We start from the raw sequence: 22,786 nt of genomic DNA, 5'->3' as shown, positions 1-22,786 counted from the left end.
GCGGTCAGCCGCCAGCACGACGGGCTGGGCTTTATTCAGAACCGTAGCACCCTGCGCGATCTTCGATCGCCCCTACCCCTCTCCCACACGGGAGAGGGGATCCCGCGATCTCTATTGAAGCGGGTGACGATCTGAAAATGACGCTAGTCCTTTTGAATCGGAACTAACCCGTGCTCCTCCTCACCCTCGCCATCGAGCAGGTCGTGAACGGCTTGTTCCTGGGCGCGATCTACCTGCTGATCGCGCTCGGTCTGTCGCTGATCTTCAGCCTGGGGGGCATCGTCAACCTGGCCCATGGCGCGTTCTACGCGATCGGCGCCTACCTGACGATCCAGCTGTCGCCGGCACTCGGCTTCGGCGGCTCGCTCGTCGCCGCGCCGATCCTCGTCGCAGGCATCGGTCTTGTGGTCGAGCGGTTCCTGTTCCGGCGGTTCTACCGCGCCGACCCGATCCTCTCGCTCCTCCTCACCTTCGGCCTCGCCATGGTGGCCGAGCAGGGCATCCGGATGATCTTCGGCGCACCGCCCCTGCCCTACGCGATCCCGCAAGGATTGCGCGGGCAGGTCTTCGTCGGCGATCTCGTGCTGTCGCGCTACCGGCTGACCATCCTGGCGGCGGTCGTCGTGGCGGTGGCCTGCGTCTGGTTCCTGCTCCAGCGCACCACCTTCGGACGGGTGGTCCGGGCGGGCGTCCAGAATCCCGACATGGTCGCGGCGCTCGGCATCTCGCTACAGCCCTACATGGCGACCGTGGTGGGCTTGAGCGTCGGCCTCGCGGCGCTCGCCGGCGTCATGCTGGCGCCGATCTCCGGCGTGCATCCGGCCATGGGCGCCGAGGTGCTCACCGGCGCCTTCGTGGTGGTGGTGATCGGCGGGCTCGGCTCGTTCTGGGGGGTGGTGCTCGCCGCCCTCATCGTCGGGATCGTCCGCGGCCTGATGGTGCTGGTCTATCCCGGCCTCGCCGAGGCCGCGATCTACGCCCTGATGGCGGTCATCCTGCTCGTGCGGCCGCGCGGCCTCTTGGGCGAGCGCATCCTGCGGTTCGAGTGACCACCATGAATCACCGCAGCGAGAGACTGACCCTGCCGCTCATGGCGGCCGCCCTCGTGGCCCTGCCCTTCGGCCTGTCGGCGCTCGGGCTCACCCTCACCTCGGCCACCGACGTGGTGGTGTTCGCGGTGGCCTGCATGGGGCTCAACATCCTGGTCGGGCAGACGGGCCTCGTCTCCTTCGGCCACGGCGCCTTCTTCGGGTTCGGCGCCTACGCGGCGGCGATCGGCCAGCGCACCTTCTTCCCCGGCACCCTGCTGCCGCCGACCCTGTTCGCCCTCGCATTCGTGGCGGGCGCGTCCGTGCTCCTCGGGCTGCTGATCCTGCGGCGCCGGGGCGTCTACTTCTCGCTCCTGACGCTCGCCCTGTCGGCCCTGTCCTTCACCGTGGCCTTCCGCTGGACCGCGCTCACCGGCGGCGAGAGCGGCTATGGCGGCGTCGAGCGGACGCGGCTCCTCGGGCTCGACCTCGACGCGGCCTGGACCTGGTACGGGTTGGTGGCCGTCACCGCCTTCGCGGTCGTGGTCGGACTGGCGCGGTTCCGCCGCTCGCCGGTGGGCACGGTGCTGGAGGCGATCCGCGAGAACGAGCAGCGCGCGCGCTTCCTCGGCTACCCGACCAACCGCTACAAGCTCGTCGCCTTCACGGTCTCCGCCACCGTGACAGGGCTCGCCGGCGTTTTAAGCGTCTTCACCCACCGCTTCGCCTCGGCCGAGCCGCTCGGCTCCGCCTTCTCGGGCGAATTGCTCGCCATGGTGGTGATCGGCGGCATGCGGAGCTTCGCCGGGCCGGCGATCGGGGCCCTGTTCTTCATCCTGTTCCGCGAGATGCTGTCGATCTGGACCGCGAACTGGCTGTTTTGGTTCGGCCTCCTCTTCGTCGGCTTCATCGTGTTCTCGCCCGACGGGCTCGTCGGCATCGGCCGGCGCGTGTGGCGCCTGGTCCGCCCGCCCGCCGCCGAGGACGCCGCCATGGCGGGGCGCCGGGCCGGGCTGCCGGAGAACCTGCCGGCCTTCCTGCGGCCCGACGGCGTGGTCGACGGGATCATCCTGGCGGCCCGCGGCATCGCCAAGCGCTTCGGCGGGCTGAAGGCGGTGGACGGCGTCACCATCGCGGTGCGCGACCGGACGCTGCATGCCCTGATCGGCCCCAACGGCGCCGGCAAGACCACCGCCTTCAACCTGATCTCCGGGATGTACCGGCCCGATTCCGGCACCGTGACGCTTGGCCCGATCTCGATCGCCGGCTTTGCCCCGGAGCGGATCTGCGCGGCCGGGATCGGGCGCTCGTTCCAGATCACCAACCTGTTTCCGGCGCTCACCGTCGAGGACAACATTCGCCTCGCCGTGCAGGGGCGCCGCCCCGGCCGGTTCGACCCGTGGCGCGACGCCCGGGCCGACCGGGAGGCGGCGGCCGAGACCGCCGAGATCCTGCGCTGGCTCGGCCTCGCGGGGCTGGAGCGCGCCGAGGCCGGCTCGCTGTCCTATGGCGGCCAGCGTCTCCTCGACATGGGTGTGGCGCTCGCTACCAAGCCCCGGGTGCTGCTCCTCGACGAGCCGCTGGCGGGCCTGGCGGCGGCCGAGCGCACCCGCATCGGCGACATCATCAAGCGCGTCTCGACCGAGGTGCCGGTGCTGATGGTCGAGCACGACATCGACCGGGTCTTTCAGATCGCCGACGCCGTGACGGTGATGAACGAGGGCACGGTGCTGGTCGACGGCACGGTCGAGGATGCCCGCACCAGCCCCGAGGTGCAGGAGGTCTATATCGGCTCCGGCACCGCCGCGATGGCGGCCCGCCCCCGCCCGAGCGCCGCCGAGCCGCAGGTCCTGCTCTCGCTCGAGAACGTCGACACCTTCTACGGCAAGAGCCACATCCTCTCGGGCGTCACCTTCGACGTGCACGCCCACGAGATCGTGGCGCTGCTCGGCCGCAACGGCGCCGGCAAGTCGACTTGCCTCAAGACGATCACCGGGCTGGCGCCCCATGCCTCGGGGCACATCCGGCTCGGGTCCGATCGCCTCGACGGCCGCTCGGCGGCGGTGATCGCGCGCGCCGGCATCGGCTACGTGCCGCAGGGCCGCGGGCTCTTCGCCGGGATGAGCGTCGCCGAGAACCTGGAGCTCGGCCGGCTCAAGCGCCGCACCGGCAACGGCGTGCACTGGGACGAGGAGCGGGTGCTCTCGTACTTCCCGCGCCTGCGCGAGCGCTGGCGCACGCCCGCCGATTACCTGTCGGGCGGCGAGCAGCAGATGGTCGCGGTGGCCCGCGCGCTGTCGGGCGACGTGCGGGTGCTGCTCCTTGACGAGCCGTTCGAGGGCCTGGCCCCGGCGGTGGTCGAGAGCCTGTTCGAGACCTTCGATGCGCTGCGCCGCGAGGTCTCGATCGTCATCGTCGACCACAACCTCGATCTCGCGCTCGCCCTCTCCGACCGCACCGTGGCGCTGGAGCGGGGGCGCGTGATGCATACCGGCCCCTCGCAGGCCCTGCGCGACGACCTGGCCCTTCGCCGGCAGGTGCTGTGGCTGTGAGTTCCCGCCTATGATCCGCCCCGAGGGAGAATCGCCCGTCATGCCAACCGTTGCCGTCGTCGGGGCCGGGCTGATCGGCCGGTCCTGGGCCGTGGTCTTCGCCCGGTCCGGGTTCGACGTCCGCCTGACCGATATCCACACCGAGACGCTGGACGCCGCACCGGGTCACATCGCCGAGGCCCTGCGCCAGCTCGAGACCCACGGCCTCGTGGCGGACATCCCGGCCATCCTCGCCCGGGTCCGCACCTGCCCGACCCTCGCCGAGGCGGTGGCCGGCGTCGACCTCGTGCAGGAGAACGGCCCCGAGACCGTCGAGGCCAAGCGCGCGCTGTTTGCCGACCTCGACGCCCTGTGCGGGCCGGACACGATCCTCGCCTCCTCGACCTCCGCCATCGTCGCCTCGCTGTTCACGGAAGGCCTCGCGGGGCGCGCCCGCTGCCTCGTCGGCCACCCGGTCAACCCGCCCCATCTGGTGCCGGTGGTGGAACTGTGCGGCGCGCCCTGGACCGACCCGGCCGTGATCGAGCGCGCCCGGGCCCTCTACGAGGCCGCCGGCCAGGCGCCGGTGACGGTCAACCGCGAGGTCGAGGGCTTCGTGCTCAACCGTCTCCAGGGCGCCCTGCTCTCGGAGGCGTTCCGCCTCGTCGCCGAGGGCGTGGTGAGCCCGGCCGACCTCGACCGGACGGTGGCCGAGGGCCTGGGGCTGCGCTGGTCGTTCCTCGGGCCCTTCGCCACGATCGACCTCAACGCGCCCGGCGGGGTGGCCGACTACGCCGCCCGCTACGGCGGCTTCTACGGAAGGCTCGCCGCCGATCCGGCTCCCGCCGCGGTGTGGTCGCCGGAGAGCGCCGCCCTCATCAATGCCGCCTGGGACGGCGGGCCCGATCCCGACCCGCCGGCGGAGCGCAGCCGCCGGCGCGACGCGCGCCTCGCGGCGCTGATGGCGCACAAGCGCGCCCAATCGTGAAAGTTCAGGAGGATATTCCCATGGCCAAGAGAAAAGTCGTCATCACCTGCGCCGTCACCGGGGCGATCCACACGCCCTCGATGTCGCCGCACCTGCCGGTGACCCCCGACGAGATCGCCGAGGCCGCGATCGGCGCGGCGGAGGCGGGCGCGGCCATCGTCCACCTGCACGCCCGCGACCCGAAGACCGGCAAGCCCGACCAGTCGCCCGAAGCCTTCGAGCCCTTCCTGAAGGTGATCAAGCAGCGCTCGAACTGCGTGGTGAACCTCACCACCGGCGGGGCCCCGACCATGGGCATCGACGAGCGCCTCGGGCCGGCGGCCCATTTCAAGCCGGAGGTCGCCTCGCTCAACATGGGGTCGATGAATTTCGGCCTCTACCCGATGCTGGACCGTTTCAAGACCTTCCAGCACGACTGGGAGCAGCCCTACCTGGAGGGCTCGCGCGACCGGATCTTCAAGAACACCTTCGCCGACATCGAGCACATCCTGACGACCTGCGCCGAGAACGGCACCCGGTTCGAGGTCGAGTGCTACGATATCGGCCATCTCTACACGCTGTCCCACTTCGCCGATCGCGGCGTGATCAAGCCGCCCTTCTTCGTCCAGAGCGTGTTCGGCATCCTCGGCGGCATCGGCCAGCATCCGGAGGACGTGCAGCACATGAAGCGCACCGCCGACCGGCTGTTCGGCGACGATTACCGCTGGTCGGTGCTGGGAGCGGGCCGCAACCAGATGACCATCGCCGCCCAGGCGATCGCGCTCGGCGGCAACGTCCGGGTGGGGCTGGAGGATTCGCTGTGGATCGGGCCCGGGAGGATGGCCGAGTCGAACGCCCAGCAGGTCCTGAAGGCGCGCCAGATCATCGAGGGCCTGGGCCTCGACGTGGCGACGCCGGACGACGCCCGCGAGATCCTGGCGCTGAAGGGCGGCGACCGGGTCAATTTCTAGGGTATCGGCCGCCTGGCGCGTGAGCCCGTGGAGCGGCGCTCCGATTCCGCACCGGGACGGGCGCCCCTTCGACGGGGCCAGGATCATGTCGGGCGTGCGTGCCCGGGTCGAGCCGGAGGCGGGTGCCTCGTGTTCGGCCGAGCGGCAGCCTCCGCCCATCGGGGGCGCAGCCCGCGAACCGCGCGTGATGTCAGGTGACCGGCTCCGGCGTCGGCGTCCGGCCACCCGACTGGAACGGCACGGCGGGCAGCGACCGGCACCTCCGGTCGCCGGCCCCGTCCATCCTCACGCCACCCCGGCCAAGGCATCCGTCGCGGCCCGTATCCGCGCGCTGATCCCGGGCCCGCCATGCCCTTCGTCCTCGACGATGCAGAGCCGGCTCGCCGGCCAGAGCCGGTGAAGCTGCCACGCGGTGACGGCCGGCCCGCTGACGTCGCGGCGTCCATGGATCAAGACACCGGGGATCGTCCGCAGGCGGTCCATCCGCGCGGAGATCGCGTCCGGGCCGTGCAGGAAGCCGTCATTCGCCCAGTAGTGGGTCACCAGCGTCGCGAACACCGCGTCCCGCTCCAGGTCGTCGGGGCGTCCGGGCGGTGGCGGATCGAGGGAGACGTGGGCCGCCTCCCAGGCCATCCAGTCACGGGCGGCGCGCCGGCGGTCCGCCGCGTCGTCGCCTGCGAGGCGCCGCGCATAGGCCTCGACGATGCGCTCCCCGCCGCTTCGGCCGGAAGCCTCGGCGAAGGCCTGCCACGCCTCCGGAAAGATTCTCCCGACGCCCTCGGTGATCCACGCGACCTCGTCCCGGCTGGTGGTGGTGACGGCGGCCAGCACGAGCCCGCTCACCCGGTCCGGATGACGCTGCGCATAGGCGAGCGCCAGGGTGGTGCCCCATGAGATGCCCGAGACCAGCCAGCGTTCGATGTCGAGATGCGCCCTCACCGCCTCGATATCGGCGATCAGCGCCGTCGTGGTATTGCCCGAGAGCCCGCCGAGGTCCGCAGTCACGAGCGGCCGGCTACGGCCGCAGCCCCGCTGGTCGATGCCGACGAGGCGATAGCGCTCTTGGTCGAAGTGACGGCGGTACCCGCCGCTTCCGAGCCCGCTCCCCGGCCCACCGTGCAGGAAGAGCGCCGGGATGCCGTCCGGCGCGCCCGAGGTCTCCCAGTAGATCCGGGTACCGCCGGCGACGGGAAGGAGACCATGATCGAGGAGATCGGACATTTGGCAGGGATCCCCGGCCTTTACCCCGGCTGGCACGTCTCGCAGAAGAACGTCGACCGTCCCGACTGCACCAGCCGCCGCACCACCCCGCGGCATCCCTTCGCCGTGCAGGCCAGCCCCTCCCGGTCGTAGACCCGGAAGGCGTGCTGGAAGGCGCCCGCGCTGCCGTCGGTGTGGACGTAGTCGCGCAAGGTGGAGCCGCCCGCCGCCACCGCCTCGGTCAGCACGTCGCGAATCACGACCGCGAGGCGCTTGGCCTTCGCGGTCGGGCGGCCGGCAGCGTCCGCGAGCGACCCGGCGGGCGCCTCCGGGTGGAGCTTGGCCCGGTGCAAGGCCTCGCAGACGTAGATGTTGCCTAAGCCCGCGATCAGCCGCTGGTCGAGGAGCGCGGCCTTGAGCGGCGTGCGTTTACCCCAAAAGAGCTGCGCGATCGTCTCGCCCGAGAGCTCGTTGCCGAGCGGCTCGATGCCCATGCCGGCGAAGTGGCGGCAGGTGGACAGCTCCGCCGACGGCACCAGGTCCATGAAACCGAAGCGGCGGGCGTCGTTGTAGACGACCCGGGCGCCGTTCGAGAGCCGGAAATCGACGTGGTCGTGCTTCGACTGGCCTTGCGCGCCCTCGAGATAGAAGTCGCCGGGCGAGACGGAGCGCCCGTCGGGCAGGTGCACGTCGAACCGCCCGCTCATGCCGAGATGCATGATCAGCGCCTCGCCGGAGGAGAGCTCGGCGACGAGGTACTTGGCGCGCCGCGACAGGGCCGTGACCTCCTGCCCCTTCACCCGGGCGGCGAAACGGGCCGGGAAGGGAAAGCGCAGGTTGGGCCGGTTCAGCACCACGTCGGTGAAGCGGGCGCCGACCATCGCCGGCTCCAAACCGCGGCGCACGGTCTCGACTTCGGGCAGTTCGGGCATCTCTCGTCCGTGGCGAAGGGCAATGGTGCGACCTTGAGCGCGACGAAGCGCACCCGGCGAACATGCTTGCCCAGATGGTGCTTTCCCCCCGGCTTCGCTATGCAGGCCGCCACGACAGGGGACCTGAAGGCATGGCCGGCGACGAGACCAGCACCGATTTCGGCTTCGAGCGCGTCAGGCTCGCGGAGAAGCAGGACCGCGTCAACGAGGTCTTCCGCTCGGTGGCCAAGCGCTACGACCTGATGAACGACCTGATGTCGGGCGGCCTGCACCGGGCCTGGAAGAGCGCCTTCGTGTCGACGCTCCGGCCCTCGCGCACCCGGCCGTTCCGGCTGCTGGATGTCGCCGGCGGCACCGGCGACATCGCGTTCCGCACGCTCGAGGCCGGCGGGCCCGACACCAAGGTGACGGTGCTCGACATCAACGAGGCGATGCTCGGCGTCGGCCGCGAGCGGGCCGGCCACCGGTACGGCTCGCGCATCGACTTCGTGGCCGGCAACGCCGAGTCGCTGCCGCTGCCCGAAAACACCTTCGACGCCTACACCATCGCCTTCGGCATCCGGAACGTGCCGCGGATCGAGAATGCCCTGGCCGAGGCCCACCGGGTGCTCAAGGTCGGCGGGCGCCTCCTGTGCCTCGAATTCTCCCACGTCGACGTGCCGGGCCTCGACAAGATCTACGAGGCCTACTCGTTCAAGGTCATCCCGCGCATCGGCGCGTTGGTGGCCGGCGACAAGGAATCCTACCAGTACCTCGTCGAGTCGATCCGTCGCTTCCCGACCCCCGGCAGCTTCTCGCGCATGATCGAGCAGGCGGGCTTCGGCCACGTCACCCACCGGCCGCTCTCGGGCGGCATCTGCGCCATCCATTCCGGCTGGAAGCTCGCGTGAGGCACCCGTCGTGCTGAGCCTCGTCGCCCACCTCGCGCGGGGCATCCATGTCGGCTGGGTGATGGCCCGCGAGGGCGGCCTCTCCTTCGTCGACGAAGCCGCCCTGCCGCCCCACCTGCGCGTCGTCCTGCGGCTCGGCCGCAAGCTGGAGCGCCCGGGCCTCGGCGCCGGCCGCCTGCCCGCGGCGCTGACCCGCCTCGGGCCCTCCTACGTCAAGTTCGGCCAGTTCCTGGCGACGCGCCCCGACATCGTCGGCATGGCGGCGGCGCGCGACCTGGAGCGGCTGCAGGACCGGGTGCCGCCCTTCCCGCAGGAGGTCGCGGTCGGCATCCTCGAATCGACCCTCGGTAAGCCGGTCTCGGAGCTGTTCACGGCGTTCAGCGAGCCGATCGCCGCCGCCTCGATCGCCCAGGTCCACCGGGCGCACCTGCGCGAGCCCGACGGCACCGAGCGGGTGATCGCCGTCAAGATCATGCGGCCGGGCGTGCGCGAGCGCTTCGCCCGCGACATCCAGGCGATGCGGTTCATGGCCCGGATCGTCGAGGCCCTGCGCCCGGAGGCCGAGCGCCTGCGCCCACGGGAGGTGGTGGAGACGCTCGCCCGCTCCGTCGCCATGGAGATGGACCTCAGGCTCGAGGCCGCCGCCCTCTCGGAGCTCGCCGAGAACATCAAGGACGACCCCGAGTTCCGGGTGCCGCAGCCGGTCTGGGAGCTGACCGGGCGCGACGTGCTGGCGAGCGAGTGGATCGACGGCATCCGCCTCAACGACCGGGCGGCGATCGTCGAGGCCGGCCACGACGTGGCGGCCCTCGGCCGGACCGTGATCCAGTCCTTCCTGCGCCACGCGATCCGGGACGGCTTCTTCCACGCCGACATGCATCCCGGAAACCTGTTCGTCGATCCGGCCGGGCGGCTCGTCGCGGTCGATTTCGGCATCATGGGCCGGCTCGGGCTCAAGGAGCGCCGCTTCCTCGCCGAGATCCTGCTCGGCTTCATCCTGCGCGACTACCGCCGGGTGGCGGAGGTGCATTTCGAGGCCGGCTACGTCCCCTCGCACCACTCCGTCGACGATTTCGCCCAGGCGATCCGGGCGATCGGCGAGCCGATCCACCAGCGCCGGGCCGACGAGATCTCGATGGCGAAGGTCCTGACGCTGCTCTTCGACGTCACGGCGCTCTTCGACATGAGCACCCGCACCGAGCTGGTGATGCTCCAGAAGACCATGGTGGTGGTCGAGGGCGTCGCCCGCTCCCTCGATCCGCGCCTCGACATGTGGACCACCGCCGAGCCGGTGGTGCGCGCCTGGCTCACCCGCAACCTCGGCCCGATCGGCCGCGCCGACCAGGCCCGCCGGGCGGTGCTGACCCTCGCCGACGTGGTGGCCGACGTGCCGGACCTCGCTCAGCGGGTGAAGCGCGTGCTGGTGCGCCTCGACGAGGAGGGCCTGCGCGAGGTGACGCGCGTCGAGCGCCGGATCCGCGTCGAGACCAAGCGGATGGTATGGTCGACGCTCGCCCTATGGGTGATCGCTGGGTCGCTGCTGGCGATCGCCGTGAGGTGACCGGGCGCCGCGGGGCCGGCGCGAGCCCGTGCTACGGCGAGCGACGGGTTGAAGCCGGAGCGGCGCAATGGACTGGTTCGAGCGTCTGACCGGCTTTCGCGAGACGGAGCACGCGCCGACGCAGCGGCGGCTGCGCGTGGAGGGCGGCTGCCTCGTGCGGGAGGGAAGCGGTGATCGCTTCGCGATCGGCACGCTGACGCTGCCCTCGGTGGCGGAGCTGCGCGCGGCGGCTTGCGGCGTGCGGCGGGCGGGTCGGACGCGGCTGAGCCTCGTCGAGGGCGACGTGCGGGCCCTGCACCGCCTGCCCGGGAACCGGGGCGCGCTGTTCCAGGTCGCCTCGCAGTTCAACATGCTGGAGATGGTCGGGCCCGAGGTCACCCCGGAGGACGGCGTCGCCCGCTACGCCGGCGACCGCACCCAGGGCCCGGCCTGCGCCATGGCGGCGGGGGCGGCCACGATCTACCGCAACTACCTCGTGCCCGTGGAAGGCGGCCTCGGCCAGACCGCCGGGCGGCAGCTCGACGGCCTCGCCGATCTCGGCGACGCCCTCGCGCGAGGTATCGGGACCGTGCGAACCGCGTTGTGGACCATGCGCAACGGCTACGCGCTGCCGACGCCGGCAGGGCTCGCGGCCATCGCCGCGTATCTGGACGGGGCGGACGAGGACGCCCGGGACGACCTGCGCGGCCGGCTGCGGCTCGGCCTTCACACGGATGTGGCGGTCACCGACGGACCGTCGCCCCATCCGCTGGTCAGCCAGGTCTTCTGCTCGGCGCTGCCGGTCGCCTATGCGGGCCTGCCGCAGGCGGACTGGGCACCGTTCGCCCGCCTGGTGCTGGAAGCCGCCTACGAGGGGACACTGCTCGCCGGGCTGCTGAACGCGGCCCGAGGCGCGTCCGGCCGCGTGCTGCTGACGCGCCTCGGCGGCGGCGCCTTCGGCAACGCCGACGACTGGATCGACGCCGCCCTGCTGCGGGCGCTCCGGCGTGCAGGCGATGGCGATCTCGACGTGGCGCTCGTCAGCTACGGTCCGCCCGCACCGGCCTTGCACGACCTCGTACGACGCTACGCCGAACCGGACCGATGAGCCGGTGCGCAACCGATGTTGCCGACCGTGGAAGAATTTCAGACTCAGCCAGATACCGGGCACTCCATCTCATGATCGATGTATAATTAGCTATTTGTTGGTATTATGAAAATTTGTGTTGACTTATAACTATTGTATAATTTTATTATTTATCTTGATATATTCATTTTTCGAAATGTAAATTTTTAGGATACATCATATTTCGTGGCCGATATCGAAACATGGAGGTAAAAAACTGGCGCTGCGCGTGCCGGTGCCGACCGGATTCGCCGGAGCCTTGCAGCCTTTCATTGACTCTCTCGCTTCGACGGCAACCTGTGGGGTGAAATATCCAGTCCGGCCTCTTTTCAGGCGCTGCCTTCCACGCTTAAGCTTGCCGCATTCCACAGTCGTCGGCAAGTCTCGTCCGGGAAGGTCCTGTTCATGATGAAGCATTGTCTGGTCGTGGCCTGCCTCGCGGGCGCCTTCGCGCTGGCCGGGGCAGCACCGTCGCGGGCGCAGAGCGCCGGCTCCGTGCTCGGCGGTCTCGCCGGCGGTGTCATCGGCGGCATGATCGCCGGCTCGATCGCCGCGCAGGCGGCCCGCCAGCGTCCGGTCGTCGTCTACGCGCCGCGTCGGCGGACGCGCGTCGTGCGCTACGCCCGTCCCCGCCCCGCCTACCCGGCCGCCGGCCCGGCCCGGGTGCAGGCGGTGAACGCCTCGGGCGATCCCTTCGCCTCGCCCCGCAGCGGCGTGACCGTCGTCAACCAGGCCCGCTGACGCGCCCCTCGCATGCCGGATCCCCGCCCTATGCTCCGCCCAATCGCCCTCGCCTTCCTCGCCGCGGCCGCAGCCGCCCTCCCGGCGGCGGCCTCCCCGGCCCCGCCGCGGCTGACGGTCGACAAGAGCTTCGGCAAGGTGGCGGGGTGGTCGATCGGCTATAGCGAGAGCCTCGGCGGGTGCCTGGCCGCCGCCAGCTACGGCGACGGCACCACCCTGTGGTTCGGCATCGGCGGGACGCGGGGAACGTCGTACCTCGCCCTCACCAACCCGAAATGGCGCTCGCTCGAGGTCGGCGGCCAGTACGAGCTCCACATGCTCGCCGGCCGCGAGCGCTGGCACGGCACCTTCACAGGCTTCGAGCGCGACGAGGCCCGGGGCCTGTTCCAGGCGGGCCTCAAGGAGCGTTTCGTCGCCGACCTGTCGCGGTCCGGCAGCATCGCGGTGCGGTTCCAGGGCCGGCAGATCGCGACGCTCTCCCTCGTCGGCTCGACCGAGGCCTTCGACGCCGTGCTGAGCTGCCAGAAGGAGGCGGTGACCGCCGCCGCCAAGGCGGGACCCGATCCGAAGCCCGGCCCCGATTCGCCGCGCAAGGCCGGCATGGTCAGCACCGGCACCGGCTTCTACGTCTCGGAGCGCGGCCATCTGCTGACCAACCACCACGTCGTCGCCGGCTGCACCGACATCCAGGTCCGCCAGCCCGGCTCCGGCATCCTCAAGGCGCGGCTCGTGGCCGGGGACGCGGCCAACGACCTCGCGGTGCTGGCCACCGACGTGCCGCCCAAGACCGTGCCGCCCCTCTCGGTCCGGGCGCGCCTGGGCGAGAGCGTCTACGTCTACGGCTTTCCCCAGAGCAGCATCCTGGCCTCGACGGGCAATTTCACCATCGGCAACGTGACGGCGGTGGCGGGCTCGGGCGACGACACCCGCAAGATCCAGATCTCGGCGCCGGTCCACCAGGGCAACAGCGGCGGCCCGATCCTCGACCAGTACGGCAACGTCGTCGGGGTGGTGCAGTCGAAGCAGGTCGCCTTCGCCTCCGGCGACGTGCCGCAGAACGTGAACTTCGCCATCAAGTCGGCGATCGCCCTGAGCTTCCTCGAGGCGAACGGCGTCGAGGCGCCGATCACCGTGCGCACCGCCGACGCGCTCGACGGCGCGGCGCTGGCCGAGAAGGCACGGGACTTCACCGTGCAGGTCGTGTGCGAGTGAGCCTTCCGCGGGCGTTCCGCCTGCCCGCCCGGCTCACGGATAGCGGACCGGCGGCGGGTCCTCGGGCAGCGGGATGAACTCGGCGTCGTTCGGCACCGTGTCGAACCGGCCCTGGCGCCAATCCTCCTTGGCCTGGGCGATCCGCTCGGGCCGCGAGGAGACGAAGTTCCACCACAGGTGGCGGGGGCCGTCCATCGGCTCGCCGCCCAGCACCATGAAGCGGGAAGTCTCCGTCGCCCGCACGCTGATCCGGTCGCCGGGGCGGAAGACCAGGAGCTGGCCCGGGCCGAAGCCGTCGCCGGCGATCTCGATCGCCCCCGACACCGTGTAGATCGCCCGCTCGTCGTAGTCGGCATCGAGCGGCAGGACGGCCCCGGCCTCGAGCGCCACGTCGGCATAGACCATCGGGCTCGAGGTCCGGACCGGCGAACGCGCGCCGTAGGCCTCGCCGGCGATCAGCCGCACGGTCTTGCCCTCGGCGGAGACGACCGGCAGGGCGGCGGCGTCGTAATGCTCGAAGGCCGGGGCGGTCTCCTCGTCCCGGGCCGACAGGGCGACCCAGCTCTGGAGGCCGAACAGCCGCGAACCCGTGTGGCGCAGGGCGCTGCCGGTGCGCTCCGAATGGGTGATGCCGCGCCCCGCCGTCATCCAGTTCAGCTCGCCCGGGCGGATCGGCAATTCGGTGCCGAGGCTGTCGCGGTGCATGATCTCGCCGTCGAACAGGTAGGTGACGGTCGACAGCCCGATATGCGGGTGGGGCCGCACGTCCATGCCCTGGCCGAGCAGGAACTCGGACGGGCCCATCTGGTCGAAGAACACGAACGGGCCGACCATCCGGCACTCGGCCGAGGGCAGCGCCCGCCGTACCGCGAACGAGCCGAGGTCGCGCGAGCGCGGCACGATCAGGGTCCGGATCGCGTCGCAGCTGAAGGCATCGCCCGGGACGGGGTCGTCGGCACCGTGCCAGCTCATCGCATCCGCTCCTTCCGAAGGGGCCCCGCGGGGGGTTATGTCGCCCGCCGGGAGGCCGTCCCGTGAGCCAGCATCCTGGCTGCACCGGATCGGTCTGAAAACAGAAACGATCGAAACGCATCGTTTCGATTTGCGGCCTCCGGCCGGACAGGGGAGCCATCGGGCGCAAGCTTCGCGCAATCCAGCTCCGGCACGCTGCGCGCTCCGGTAGAGGGAAGGCGGGCCATGGGCGACGGAGCACTGATGGGCGACGAAGCACTGACGGAGGAGCAGGCCGCCGAGCGCCTGGCCCATTACCTCCTGAAGGAGGCCTACCACGACCTCGCCGCGGTGCTGCTCAGCGCCAACGCCAAGGCGGCCGAGACCCTGTTCTACGCCATCGAGAAGCGCACCGCCGACGCGCTCCGCGCCATCGTGGCGGACCGGACCGAGGGAACCGCCTCGACCCGCATCGCCCGCACCGTCGGCGGCGAACTCCACGAGCTGTTCGCCGGGGCGCACGGCCGCGCCACGGCCGCCCAGCAGGTCGCGTAGCGGCCGACGGCCCCGGATGCCGGCGGGTCGCGCCGTCGAGCCAGAATCTCGGAAAATTCCGGGCCGGGCCAGGGCGGTTTCGACGATCCTCGGCATAAGCTCGACAGGGTGCGGGTCCCGGCCTTACGCTGGGGGAGATCAACGCCACCCCGCTCCCACGGTCCCGTCATGCGCCGGCTCCCCGTCTCCGCGCTCCTCCTCCTGTGCACGATTGCGGGAGGCCGGGCGGGAGAGCCGTCGGAACCGCGGCCGCTCTGGCTGCGCGAGCCGGCCCTGTCGCCGGACGCAAGCCGCATCGCGTTCCGGTACCACGGCCGGATCTGGACCGTGCCGGCAACGGGCGGCGAGGCCCGGGCGCTGACCGGTGCCGGCGCCCATGCGGAGACGCCGGTCTGGGCGCCCGACGGGCAGAACCTCGCCTTCGCCTCCGACCGCTCCGGTGCCCTCAACCTCTACGGCGTCCCGGCCGCCGGCGGCGAGGCCCGGCGCCTGACCTGGTACTCGCTCGACGAGCGGCCGATGAGCATGACGCCCGACGGGCGCTCGGTGCTGTTCGCCTCCGCGCGCCTCGGCGACGCCACCCGTACCTTCGCGCCCCCGCTCCGCTCCGAACTCGCGAGCCAGGTCTACGCCGTGCCGCTCGCGGGCGGGCGCGAGACCCTCGTCCTGCCCAACGCCGCCCTCGACGCGACCTGGGATCCGGAGGGGCGGCGCCTCCTCTACACCAGCGCCAACATCGAGCAGCGCTTTCGCCAGCACCAGGTCTCGCAGGCGGTGCGCCAGGTCTGGCTCTACGACGCCGCCACCGGCCGCCACGAGCGCCTGACCGGCGGCACCCGCGAGAGCCGCGGCGCGGTCTGGCTGCCGGGCGGCGAGATCGCCTATCTCGGCGAGGCCTCGGGCACGCTCAACGTCTGGCGCCTGTCCCTGGCCGACCGGGTGCCGCGCCAGGTCACGCGGTTCGACGGCGCGCCGGTGCGCTCCCTCTCCGCCTCCCGCACCGGCGACCTCGCCTTCGCCCGCGACGGGCAGGTCTACCGCCTGCGCGCCGGCGGCGGGACGCCCGAGCCGGTGCCGATCACGGCACCGGAGGCGACCTTTCCCGACGCGGTCCCGGCCCGCACCTCCGATTTCGGCGACCTCGCCCCGGCGCCGTTGGGTCACGAGGTCGCCCTGGTGGCGCAGGGCGAGATCTACGTCGCCGCGCGCGACGGCAAGTCGGTCAAGCGGATCACCCGCACGCCCGGGGAGGAGCGCAATCCGGCCTTTTCCCCCGACGGCCGCCGCCTCGCCTACGCGGCCGAGCGCGACGGGCATTGGGGCCTCTACGAGGTGCGGCCGGCGCAAGCCGACGAGCGGGGCTTCGCCCAGGCGACCCGCCTGATCGAGCGGGCGCTGCCGACCCCGCCGGGCGATGCCTTCCTGCCGACCTGGTCCCCGGACGGGCGGCAGCTCGCCTATATCCACGACCGCGGCGCGGTCCACGTCCTCGATCCCGCGACCGGCGCCGACCGCGAGGTGGTGCCGCCGGGCCGGTTCTATCCCTATCGAGACGGGTCGTGGTGGCTGGCCTGGTCGCCGGACGGGCGCTGGCTGGCGCTGCCGGTGCAGCTCGACCGGGGCTTCACCGACAACGTCGCGGTGGTGCCGGCGGACGGCTCGCGGCCGGCCGAGCGGGTGGCGCCGGCGGGCGAGGGCCAGGGCGAGGCGCGCTGGAGCCCGGACGGCGGCATGCTGGTCTGGCGCAGCGAGCCGGAGGACCTCCACTCCGCCTCCGGCGCCACCGAGCCGGCCGACATCGACGCGGTCTTCGCCTCGCGCCGGGCCCGGGATGCCTACGAGGCGCGCCTGCGCGTCCCCATCGAGCCCGAAGCCTCCCGGCCGGCCGACCGCGGGACGGAGCCGGGCGGCGAGCCGGACACCGCCGAGGCCAAGGCCGCGCTGGAGCGGGCCGCCGCCCGCCCGGCCCCGCAGCCCTTCGACCCGGACGGCCTCGAGGATCGGCGGCACCGGCTGTCGCCGGGCCATGTCGACGTGGTCCTGGCCGCGATGCTGCGCGACGGGACGAGCCTGCTCGTCGTCGAGCGCAGCGAGCGGCCGAAGGGCGAGGGCTACGCCCTGACCGGCACCATCCGCGACCTGCGCCGGGGCACGCGCCGCACGGTGTTCTCGGACCTGTCCTACAAGGCCTTCACGCCGGTGCGGCTGAGCCGCGACCAGAAATCCCTTCTGGTGCTGTCCGGGACCGGTTTCACCGAGGTCGACCTCGCCAAGGGCACCCCGCGTCACGTCCGGGTCGAGGCCGATGCCAGCCACGACCCGGCGGCGCGCCTCGCGGCGGGCTTCGACCAGTATTGGCGCCTGACGCGGGCGAAGTTCCTCGATCCCGGCATGCACGGGGTCGACTGGGACGCGGTACGGACCCGCTACGCCCGCTTCCTGCCGGCGCTGGCCGACGCCCGCGACCTCGCCGAGCTCCTGTCAGAGATGGCCGGCGAGCTCGATGCCTCGCATACCCGCGCCTTCCTCAGCCCCAGCGTGCCGGCGGGCGAGGAGACCGCCTCCCTCGGCCTCTATTACGACGAGACCTTTGCCGGCCCCGGCATGCGCGTCGCCGCGATCCTGCCCGCCGGACCCTTCGACACCGGCGACACCCGGCTCGCCCCCGGCGACGTGATCACCGCGGTGGACGGCGAGGCCGTGCCCGACGACGGCGGCCCGCGCCGCCTCCTGCGCGGCACCCGGGACCGGCGGATCGAGGTGGCGTTCGTCAAGCCGGACGGGACCGAGCTGCGCGAGCGCCGGGTGCCGGTGAGCCTGGAGCGCGAGCGCGACCTCGCCTTCGAGCGCTGGCGGCGCCGGCGCCGGGACGCGGTGGCGGCGCGCTCCTGCGGCCGCCTCGGCTACGTCCACGTCCGGGCGATGAACGCCGCTTCCTACCGCAGCACCTTCGCGGAGGTCTTCGGGCGCTTCGGCCGCGCCGAGGGGCTGGTGGTCGACGTGCGCTTCAACGGCGGCGGCAACCTGCACAACCAGTTGCTGACGATGCTCTCGGGCCGGCCCTACCTCACCTTCGCGCCCCGGACCGGACCGGTCCAGAGCGACCCGCGCGACCGCTGGAGCCGGCCCTCCGCCGTGCTGATGAACGGCGCGAGCTACTCCGACGCCTCGATCTTCCCGCAGGGCTATCGCGACCTCGGCATCGGCCCGCTCGTCGGCGAGCCGGTGGCCGGCACCGGCACCTTCGTCTGGTGGGTGCCCTCCCCGATCGTGCCGCGCCTCACCTACGGGCTGCCGCAGGTCCCGCTCTACCGCACCGACGGCACGCGGCTGGAAAACACCGACGTGCTGCCCGACCTCGCGGTCCCGGCCGACCCCGCCGCCTGGGCGGAGGGCCGCGACCCGCAACTCGACGCGGCGGTGGACCGGCTGCTCGGCGGGACGGGCGGGGCCTGCCGGCCGGTGGGGGCGGCGGTGGCGCCGGAGTGAGGCCCGGGGTCGGGGGCGACCAGCTCGGTCGTGCGGGCCGCTTTCCACCCTCGGCAGCCTCTCGCACGATCAGGTCAATTGAGTTTCCGCCCCAGCATGGCAGTGAGCACCTGCTTGACCGGTCGATATAATCGATCCCACCAGCAACCTCATCTTGAGATATCGTCCGCATCTCCGATGGGGTTGCGTATTGGAGGCAAGATCGTCCTTTGGCCTCTTGCGTGTGTCGAACAGTCTGTGACGATTGCAGGATTGAGCATTCATCTGACGGCGAGTGACCGGAGGTTTTCATGCCGGATGCCTCGCTTGAAGCGATTCTGGATCTCCGGTCGACGAGCCTGCGGTAGGGCGAGGACCGGATCCGACCGCTGTTGACCGCGCCGAGCGTCGCCCGCTCGGCCGGTGCCGTCCTGGATGGCCTGCTCCGGGGCAGCACGGCGCAAGACCGGCTGGATGCGAGCCGAGGCCGCGGGCGATCCTGGACCATGGCGTCAGCAGGCGGTGCTCGGGCGCAGCCAGCGGGATACCGACGCCCTGCGCGATGTCGTGGGCGAGCACGTCGTCGAGCACGTCGTCGAGCTTCTGGCCGAGCCACGACGCGACCCGCTCCCGGCATGGCTGGCACCGGCACGTGAGCCTGGCGATGCCGGCCCTCGCGGTGTCGGGGCGAGTGCGCCAGCCCCAAGAACCGAGCGAGGAGCCGAGCTCGACCGTGCCCTGGTCGCTGCAGGAGATCCGGCGCGTCGCGTTCCGGCTCGCCCGGCGGCGCGTCGAGCCGGCTCTCAGCATCGCCTGGTCAGCGTGGCGGCGCGCTCGCCGAGCCGACCATGGTCCAGCGGCAGACCGGGCGGCCGGTCTCCGGATCGAGGGACCAGGTGGCGCGCAGGACGGCATTCGCCGGCACGGCGGGAGCCGCGGGCAGGCGCACGGCAAGAGCGCCTTTCAGCGCGAAGGGCAGGATGGTGAAGGTCATGATGCACCTCTCGGGGGCGGCCGTCCGCGCGGCCGGCGCCCACGAGAGCGCGCCCGATCAGGCGTCCCTGCGAGAAGCGGCCGGCACGAACGGCGCGGTCGATCGACTGTGACTGTCGCTCGGCATGGGGTTGATGGTTCCTGGATGGGCGTGGCGGGGCGCAGAACCGCCCATGGCCACGCGAGGCTCCCTACACCCGTCGGCCGGCGTGTCAACGGGTTTGCCGGCACCCGGTGTCGCAGCAACTCCGTCCCCCGCGCAGGGCGGGGATGAGGCCGAATGCGGTGCGGCGGCACCGGCTTTGCGTTAGGTCTGCGCGCGGCGAGACGGGGGCTCGAGGTCCCCGCCAGGGAGGCGGCACGGATGACGGGAGCGGCGGGGCCGATGACGGCGGAGGTGGCCGACGGCCTGCCGACCCGGGCGAGGCTGTGGGCGATGCTGGCGATCGGCATCGCCATGTCGATGGCGGTGCTCGACGGCGCCATCGTCAACGTCGCCCTGCCGGTGATGGCGAAGGACCTGCAGGTCTCGCCGGGCGCCGCGATCTTCATCACCAATGGCTACCAGCTCGCGGTCACCGCCGCCCTGCTGCCGCTGGCCTCGCTCGGCGACATCCTCGGCTACAAGCGGGTCTACTGCACCGGCCTCGCGCTGTTCACCGCGGCCTCGCTCGCCTGCGCGCTCGCCGGCTCGCTGCCGGTGCTGATCGCCGCCCGCATCGTCCAGGGGCTGGGTGCGGCCGGCATCATGAGCGTCAACATCGCGCTCGTGCGCTTCGTCTACCCGCACCGGATGATCGGGCGCGGCGTCGGCACCATGGCGCTCATCGTGGCGATCGCCTCGGCGGCGGGCCCGAGCGTGGCGGCGGCCGTGCTGTCGCTGACGAGCTGGCCCTGGCTCTTCCTCGTCAACGTGCCGCTCGGCCTCGCGGCCCTGACGCTCGCCACCCGGATGCTGCCGGTCACACCCCGTAGCGGCGCCCGGTTCGATGCCCTGAGCGCGCTCCTCAACGCGCTGTTCTTCTGCCTGCTGATCACCGGCGTCGACGGGCTCGGCGAAGCGGGACGGGGCGGCACGGCGCTCGCCCTGCTCGCGGCGGCCGGCCTCGTCGGGGTCGCCTTCGTGTGGATGCAGGCCCGCCTGCCGGCCCCGCTCCTGCCGATCGACCTCCTGCGCATCCCGGTCTTCGCGCTGTCGATGGTGAGCTCGGTCTGCTCGTTCTCGGCCCAGATGATGGCCTACGTCGCCCTGCCCTTCTACTTCCAGGACGTGCTCCACCTCTCGAGCACCCAGACCGGCCTCCTGATGACGCCCTGGCCGATTGCCATCGCGGTGATCGCCCCCTTCGCCGGGCGGCTGGCCGACCGCTACCCGCCCGGGCTGCTCGGCGCCATCGGCCTCGTCGCCCTCTCGGCGGGCCTCGCCCTGATGGCCGCCCTGCCGGCCGACGCCTCGCCGCTCGCCATCGCCTGGCGGCTGACGCTGTGCGGCCTCGGCTTCGGGCTGTTTCAGTCGCCCAACAACAAGGTGATCATCACCAGCGCGCCGCGGGAGCGCAGCGGCGGGGCGAGCGGAATGCAATCGACCGCCCGGCTGCTCGGCCAGTCCCTCGGCGCCGCGGTCGTCGCGGTGATCTTCGGACACCTGCACGCCGGCGGCACCGCGATGGTGCTGTGGCTGTCGAGCGCGCTCGCGCTCACCGGCGCGCTCGCCAGCGGATTGCGGATCCGGCGCTGACGCCAGCGTCGTCGCGCATCGCCCGATCGCAATCCCGACCCTCCGCACAGACGACGCAACGATGTGGGCGGACGCGCCGCGCCGGACGCGACGACTATCCGGGATGAAGATCCTGTCCTAAACGTACCGTGCCAACGGCCCGACACGGGGCCGAACCGGGAGACCGTTCATGGACGCACGGGTTGTCGATCGCTCGCCGGGTGCACCCGGTCTCCTCGACCGCGAACGCATCGTCGCCCGCGCGGGCTTCAACCGCTGGCTCGTCCCGCCGGCGGCGCTCGCCATCCACCTGTGCATCGGCATGTCCTACGGCCTGTCGGTGTTCTGGCTGCCGCTGTCGCGGGCCCTCAGCGTCGGCCAGCCGGCCCCGGCGGCCTGCCCGGAGATGGGCCTCCTGACCGCGCTCGTCACCACGACCTGCGACTGGCGCGTCAGCGACCTCGTCCTGACCTTCTCGATCGGCATCGTGATGCTCGGCCTCTCGGCGGCCCTGTTCGGCGGCTGGCTCGAGCGCGCCGGCCCGCGCAAGGCCGGGCTCGCCGCCGCCTTGTGCTGGGGCGGCGGCTTCCTCGTCGCCGCGCTCGGCGTCTTCCTGCACCAGCTCTGGCTGATCTGGCTCGGCATGGGGCTGATCGGCGGCATCGGGCTCGGGCTCGGCTACATCTCGCCGGTCTCGACCCTGGTGAAGTGGTTCCCGGACCGGCGCGGCATGGCGACCGGCATGGCGATCATGGGGTTCGGCGGCGGCGCGATGATCGGCTCGCCGCTGGCCGACCTGCTCATCACCCGCTTCAAGGGCCCGGACGGCGCCGGCGTGTGGCAGACCCTGGCGCTGATGGGCGCGGGCTACCTCGTCGTCATGCTCTGCGGCGCCTTCGGCTACCGGGTGCCGCCCGCCGGCTGGCGGCCGGACGGCTGGACCCCGCCGGCAGCGAAGAACCGGATGATCACCAGCGGGCACGTCCACCTGCGCGACGCCCACAAGACCGCGCAGTTCTGGCTGCTCTGGGCGATGCTGTGCCTGAACGTCTCGGCCGGGATCGGCGTGCTGGCCCTCGCCTCGCCGATGCTCCAGGAGATCTTCGGCGGCGCGCTGATCGGCCGGCCCGACCTCGGCCTGGCGCAGCTCGATGCCGGCCAGAAGGCGCAGGTCGCCGCCATCGCGGCCGGTTTCGTCGGCCTGCTCTCGCTGTTCAACATCCTCGGCCGGTTCTTCTGGGCCACGCTGTCCGACCGCATCGGCCGCAAGCTGACCTACGCCACCTTCTTCGCGCTCGGCTGCGTCCTCTACGCCGCCGCGCCCTGGGCCGCCGGCATCGGCTCGCAGGCGCTGTTCGTGCTGTTCTTCTGCGTGATCCTGTCGATGTACGGCGGCGGCTTCGCGACGATCCCCGCCTACCTCGCCGACGTGTTCGGCACCCAGTTCGTCGGCGCGATCCACGGCCGGCTCCTCACCGCCTGGTCGACGGCGGGCGTCGTCGGCCCCTTCGTGGTCACGGCGATCCGGCAGGCCCAGGTCGATGCCGGCGTGCAGGGCGCCGCCCTCTACGGCCGCACGCTCCTGATCCTCTCTGGCTTCCTGGCGGCCGGCTTCGTGGCGAACCTACTGGTGCGGCCGCTCGCCGAGCGCTGGTTCATGCGCCCGGCCGACGCCCGGTCCGGCGCCGCCGTCGCCGCCGATCCGTCCGGCTCCTTCGGGATCGGCCGCGGCGGCCCGACGCCGGTGGCGATCGTCGCCTGGGCGGCGGTCGGCCTGCCGATTCTCTGGGGCGTGTGGGTCACCCTGTCGAAGGCGCTGATCCTGTTCCGGTAGGAGACCCCGCTACGCGGAGGCGGGCGGCCTCTCGGCCTCCCGCGCGACCGAGCCACGGCGAGCGGATGGCTTGCTGACCGTACGGGCGCATGCTGTCGCCATGACAGGCCGGACATTCATCGCCCTGCTC

Annotated in this window: 17 protein-coding genes and 1 pseudogene; 14 read left to right on the top strand and 4 right to left on the bottom strand. The window is 72.0% G+C overall.

Going from position 1 to position 22,786, the window contains the following annotated elements:
* The first annotated feature begins 170 nt into the window (after window positions 1-170).
* The 4 genes from BMX97_RS24280 to BMX97_RS24265 are packed head-to-tail and all read left to right on the top strand — an operon-like array spanning window position 171 to window position 5,497.
* Window positions 171-1,049, top strand: a complete 879-nt coding sequence (locus BMX97_RS24280) for a branched-chain amino acid ABC transporter permease (RefSeq protein WP_091753784.1) — start codon at window positions 171-173, stop codon at window positions 1,047-1,049.
* 5 nt (window positions 1,050-1,054) lie between these two features.
* Entirely contained in the window at window positions 1,055-3,580 is a 2,526-nt protein-coding gene (locus tag BMX97_RS24275) for a branched-chain amino acid ABC transporter ATP-binding protein/permease (RefSeq protein ID WP_091753816.1), read from the top strand.
* A 40-nt stretch (window positions 3,581-3,620) separates the two neighbouring features.
* Window positions 3,621-4,547: a 3-hydroxyacyl-CoA dehydrogenase gene (locus BMX97_RS24270; protein ID WP_091753783.1), complete on the top strand. Its 927-nt coding sequence runs from the start codon at window positions 3,621-3,623 to the stop codon at window positions 4,545-4,547.
* Window positions 4,548-4,567: 20 nt separating this feature from the next.
* Window positions 4,568-5,497, top strand: a complete 930-nt coding sequence (locus BMX97_RS24265; protein ID WP_091753782.1) for a 3,5-dioxohexanoate:acetyl-CoA acetone transferase — start codon at window positions 4,568-4,570, stop codon at window positions 5,495-5,497.
* Between the two features lie 285 nt (window positions 5,498-5,782).
* Here BMX97_RS24265 and pip read toward each other — a convergent pair whose 3' ends face one another.
* Window positions 5,783-6,718, bottom strand: coding sequence for a prolyl aminopeptidase (pip, locus tag BMX97_RS24260; RefSeq protein ID WP_091753781.1), 936 nt, complete (start codon window positions 6,716-6,718; stop codon window positions 5,783-5,785).
* A gap of 20 nt (window positions 6,719-6,738) precedes the next feature.
* Entirely contained in the window at window positions 6,739-7,629 is an 891-nt protein-coding gene (gene mutM, locus BMX97_RS24255) for a bifunctional DNA-formamidopyrimidine glycosylase/DNA-(apurinic or apyrimidinic site) lyase (RefSeq protein ID WP_091753780.1), read from the bottom strand.
* Window positions 7,630-7,760: 131 nt separating this feature from the next.
* On the opposite strand from mutM, the gene ubiE reads away from it, so the two are divergent.
* The 5 genes from ubiE (at window position 7,761) to BMX97_RS24230 (ending at window position 13,138) form a co-directional block, all read left to right on the top strand.
* Window positions 7,761-8,519 carry a bifunctional demethylmenaquinone methyltransferase/2-methoxy-6-polyprenyl-1,4-benzoquinol methylase UbiE gene (gene ubiE, locus BMX97_RS24250; RefSeq protein ID WP_091753779.1) on the top strand — a complete coding sequence of 253 codons (759 nt, stop codon included), beginning with the start codon at window positions 7,761-7,763 and terminating at the stop codon, window positions 8,517-8,519.
* A 10-nt stretch (window positions 8,520-8,529) separates the two neighbouring features.
* Entirely contained in the window at window positions 8,530-10,080 is a 1,551-nt protein-coding gene (gene ubiB, locus BMX97_RS24245; RefSeq protein WP_091753778.1) for a 2-polyprenylphenol 6-hydroxylase, read from the top strand.
* 67 nt (window positions 10,081-10,147) lie between these two features.
* Entirely contained in the window at window positions 10,148-11,167 is a 1,020-nt protein-coding gene (locus tag BMX97_RS24240) for a hypothetical protein (protein ID WP_091753777.1), read from the top strand.
* A 423-nt stretch (window positions 11,168-11,590) separates the two neighbouring features.
* Window positions 11,591-11,926 (top strand): hypothetical protein, encoded by a 336-nt coding sequence (locus BMX97_RS24235; protein ID WP_091753776.1) that lies wholly within the window; start codon window positions 11,591-11,593, stop codon window positions 11,924-11,926.
* Window positions 11,927-11,956: 30 nt separating this feature from the next.
* On the top strand, window positions 11,957-13,138 hold the full coding sequence (locus BMX97_RS24230) for a S1C family serine protease (RefSeq protein WP_091753775.1): 1,182 nt from the start codon (window positions 11,957-11,959) through the stop codon (window positions 13,136-13,138).
* Between the two features lie 33 nt (window positions 13,139-13,171).
* Here the strand turns inward: BMX97_RS24230 and BMX97_RS24225 are convergent, their stop codons facing one another.
* Window positions 13,172-14,110 carry a pirin family protein gene (locus BMX97_RS24225; RefSeq protein WP_091753774.1) on the bottom strand — a complete coding sequence of 313 codons (939 nt, stop codon included), beginning with the start codon at window positions 14,108-14,110 and terminating at the stop codon, window positions 13,172-13,174.
* A gap of 225 nt (window positions 14,111-14,335) precedes the next feature.
* Here BMX97_RS24225 and BMX97_RS24220 point away from each other — a divergent pair, with 225 nt between their 5' ends.
* From BMX97_RS24220 to BMX97_RS32340, 3 genes and pseudogenes are all read left to right on the top strand, one after another.
* Window positions 14,336-14,644 (top strand): hypothetical protein, encoded by a 309-nt coding sequence (locus BMX97_RS24220; RefSeq protein WP_143074708.1) that lies wholly within the window; start codon window positions 14,336-14,338, stop codon window positions 14,642-14,644.
* A gap of 168 nt (window positions 14,645-14,812) precedes the next feature.
* A complete protein-coding gene (locus BMX97_RS24215; protein ID WP_091753772.1) occupies window positions 14,813-18,133 on the top strand; it encodes a S41 family peptidase in 3,321 nt (1,106 codons plus the stop codon).
* A gap of 359 nt (window positions 18,134-18,492) precedes the next feature.
* A pseudogene (locus BMX97_RS32340) lies at window positions 18,493-18,706 on the top strand (IS701 family transposase); the annotation flags it as partial.
* 223 nt (window positions 18,707-18,929) lie between these two features.
* Here the strand turns inward: BMX97_RS32340 and BMX97_RS33150 are convergent.
* Window positions 18,930-19,106 (bottom strand): hypothetical protein, encoded by a 177-nt coding sequence (locus BMX97_RS33150; protein WP_177202335.1) that lies wholly within the window; start codon window positions 19,104-19,106, stop codon window positions 18,930-18,932.
* Window positions 19,107-19,469: 363 nt separating this feature from the next.
* Between BMX97_RS33150 and BMX97_RS24205 the strand changes: the two genes are divergently transcribed.
* Together BMX97_RS24205 and BMX97_RS24200 are read left to right on the top strand one after the other, a co-directional pair.
* Complete coding sequence (locus tag BMX97_RS24205; RefSeq protein ID WP_091753770.1) at window positions 19,470-20,843, top strand: MFS transporter; 1,374 nt, start codon at window positions 19,470-19,472, stop codon at window positions 20,841-20,843.
* 169 nt (window positions 20,844-21,012) lie between these two features.
* Entirely contained in the window at window positions 21,013-22,656 is a 1,644-nt protein-coding gene (locus BMX97_RS24200) for an OFA family MFS transporter (protein WP_091753769.1), read from the top strand.
* Window positions 22,657-22,786: the final 130 nt, after the last annotated feature.

Source organism: Methylobacterium sp. ap11, from assembly GCF_900110515.1.
Lineage (GTDB): Bacteria > Pseudomonadota > Alphaproteobacteria > Rhizobiales > Beijerinckiaceae > Methylobacterium > Methylobacterium ajmalii.
Note: the sequence above shows the minus strand (reverse complement) of the source record. Positions and strands in the feature narration are given on the sequence as shown.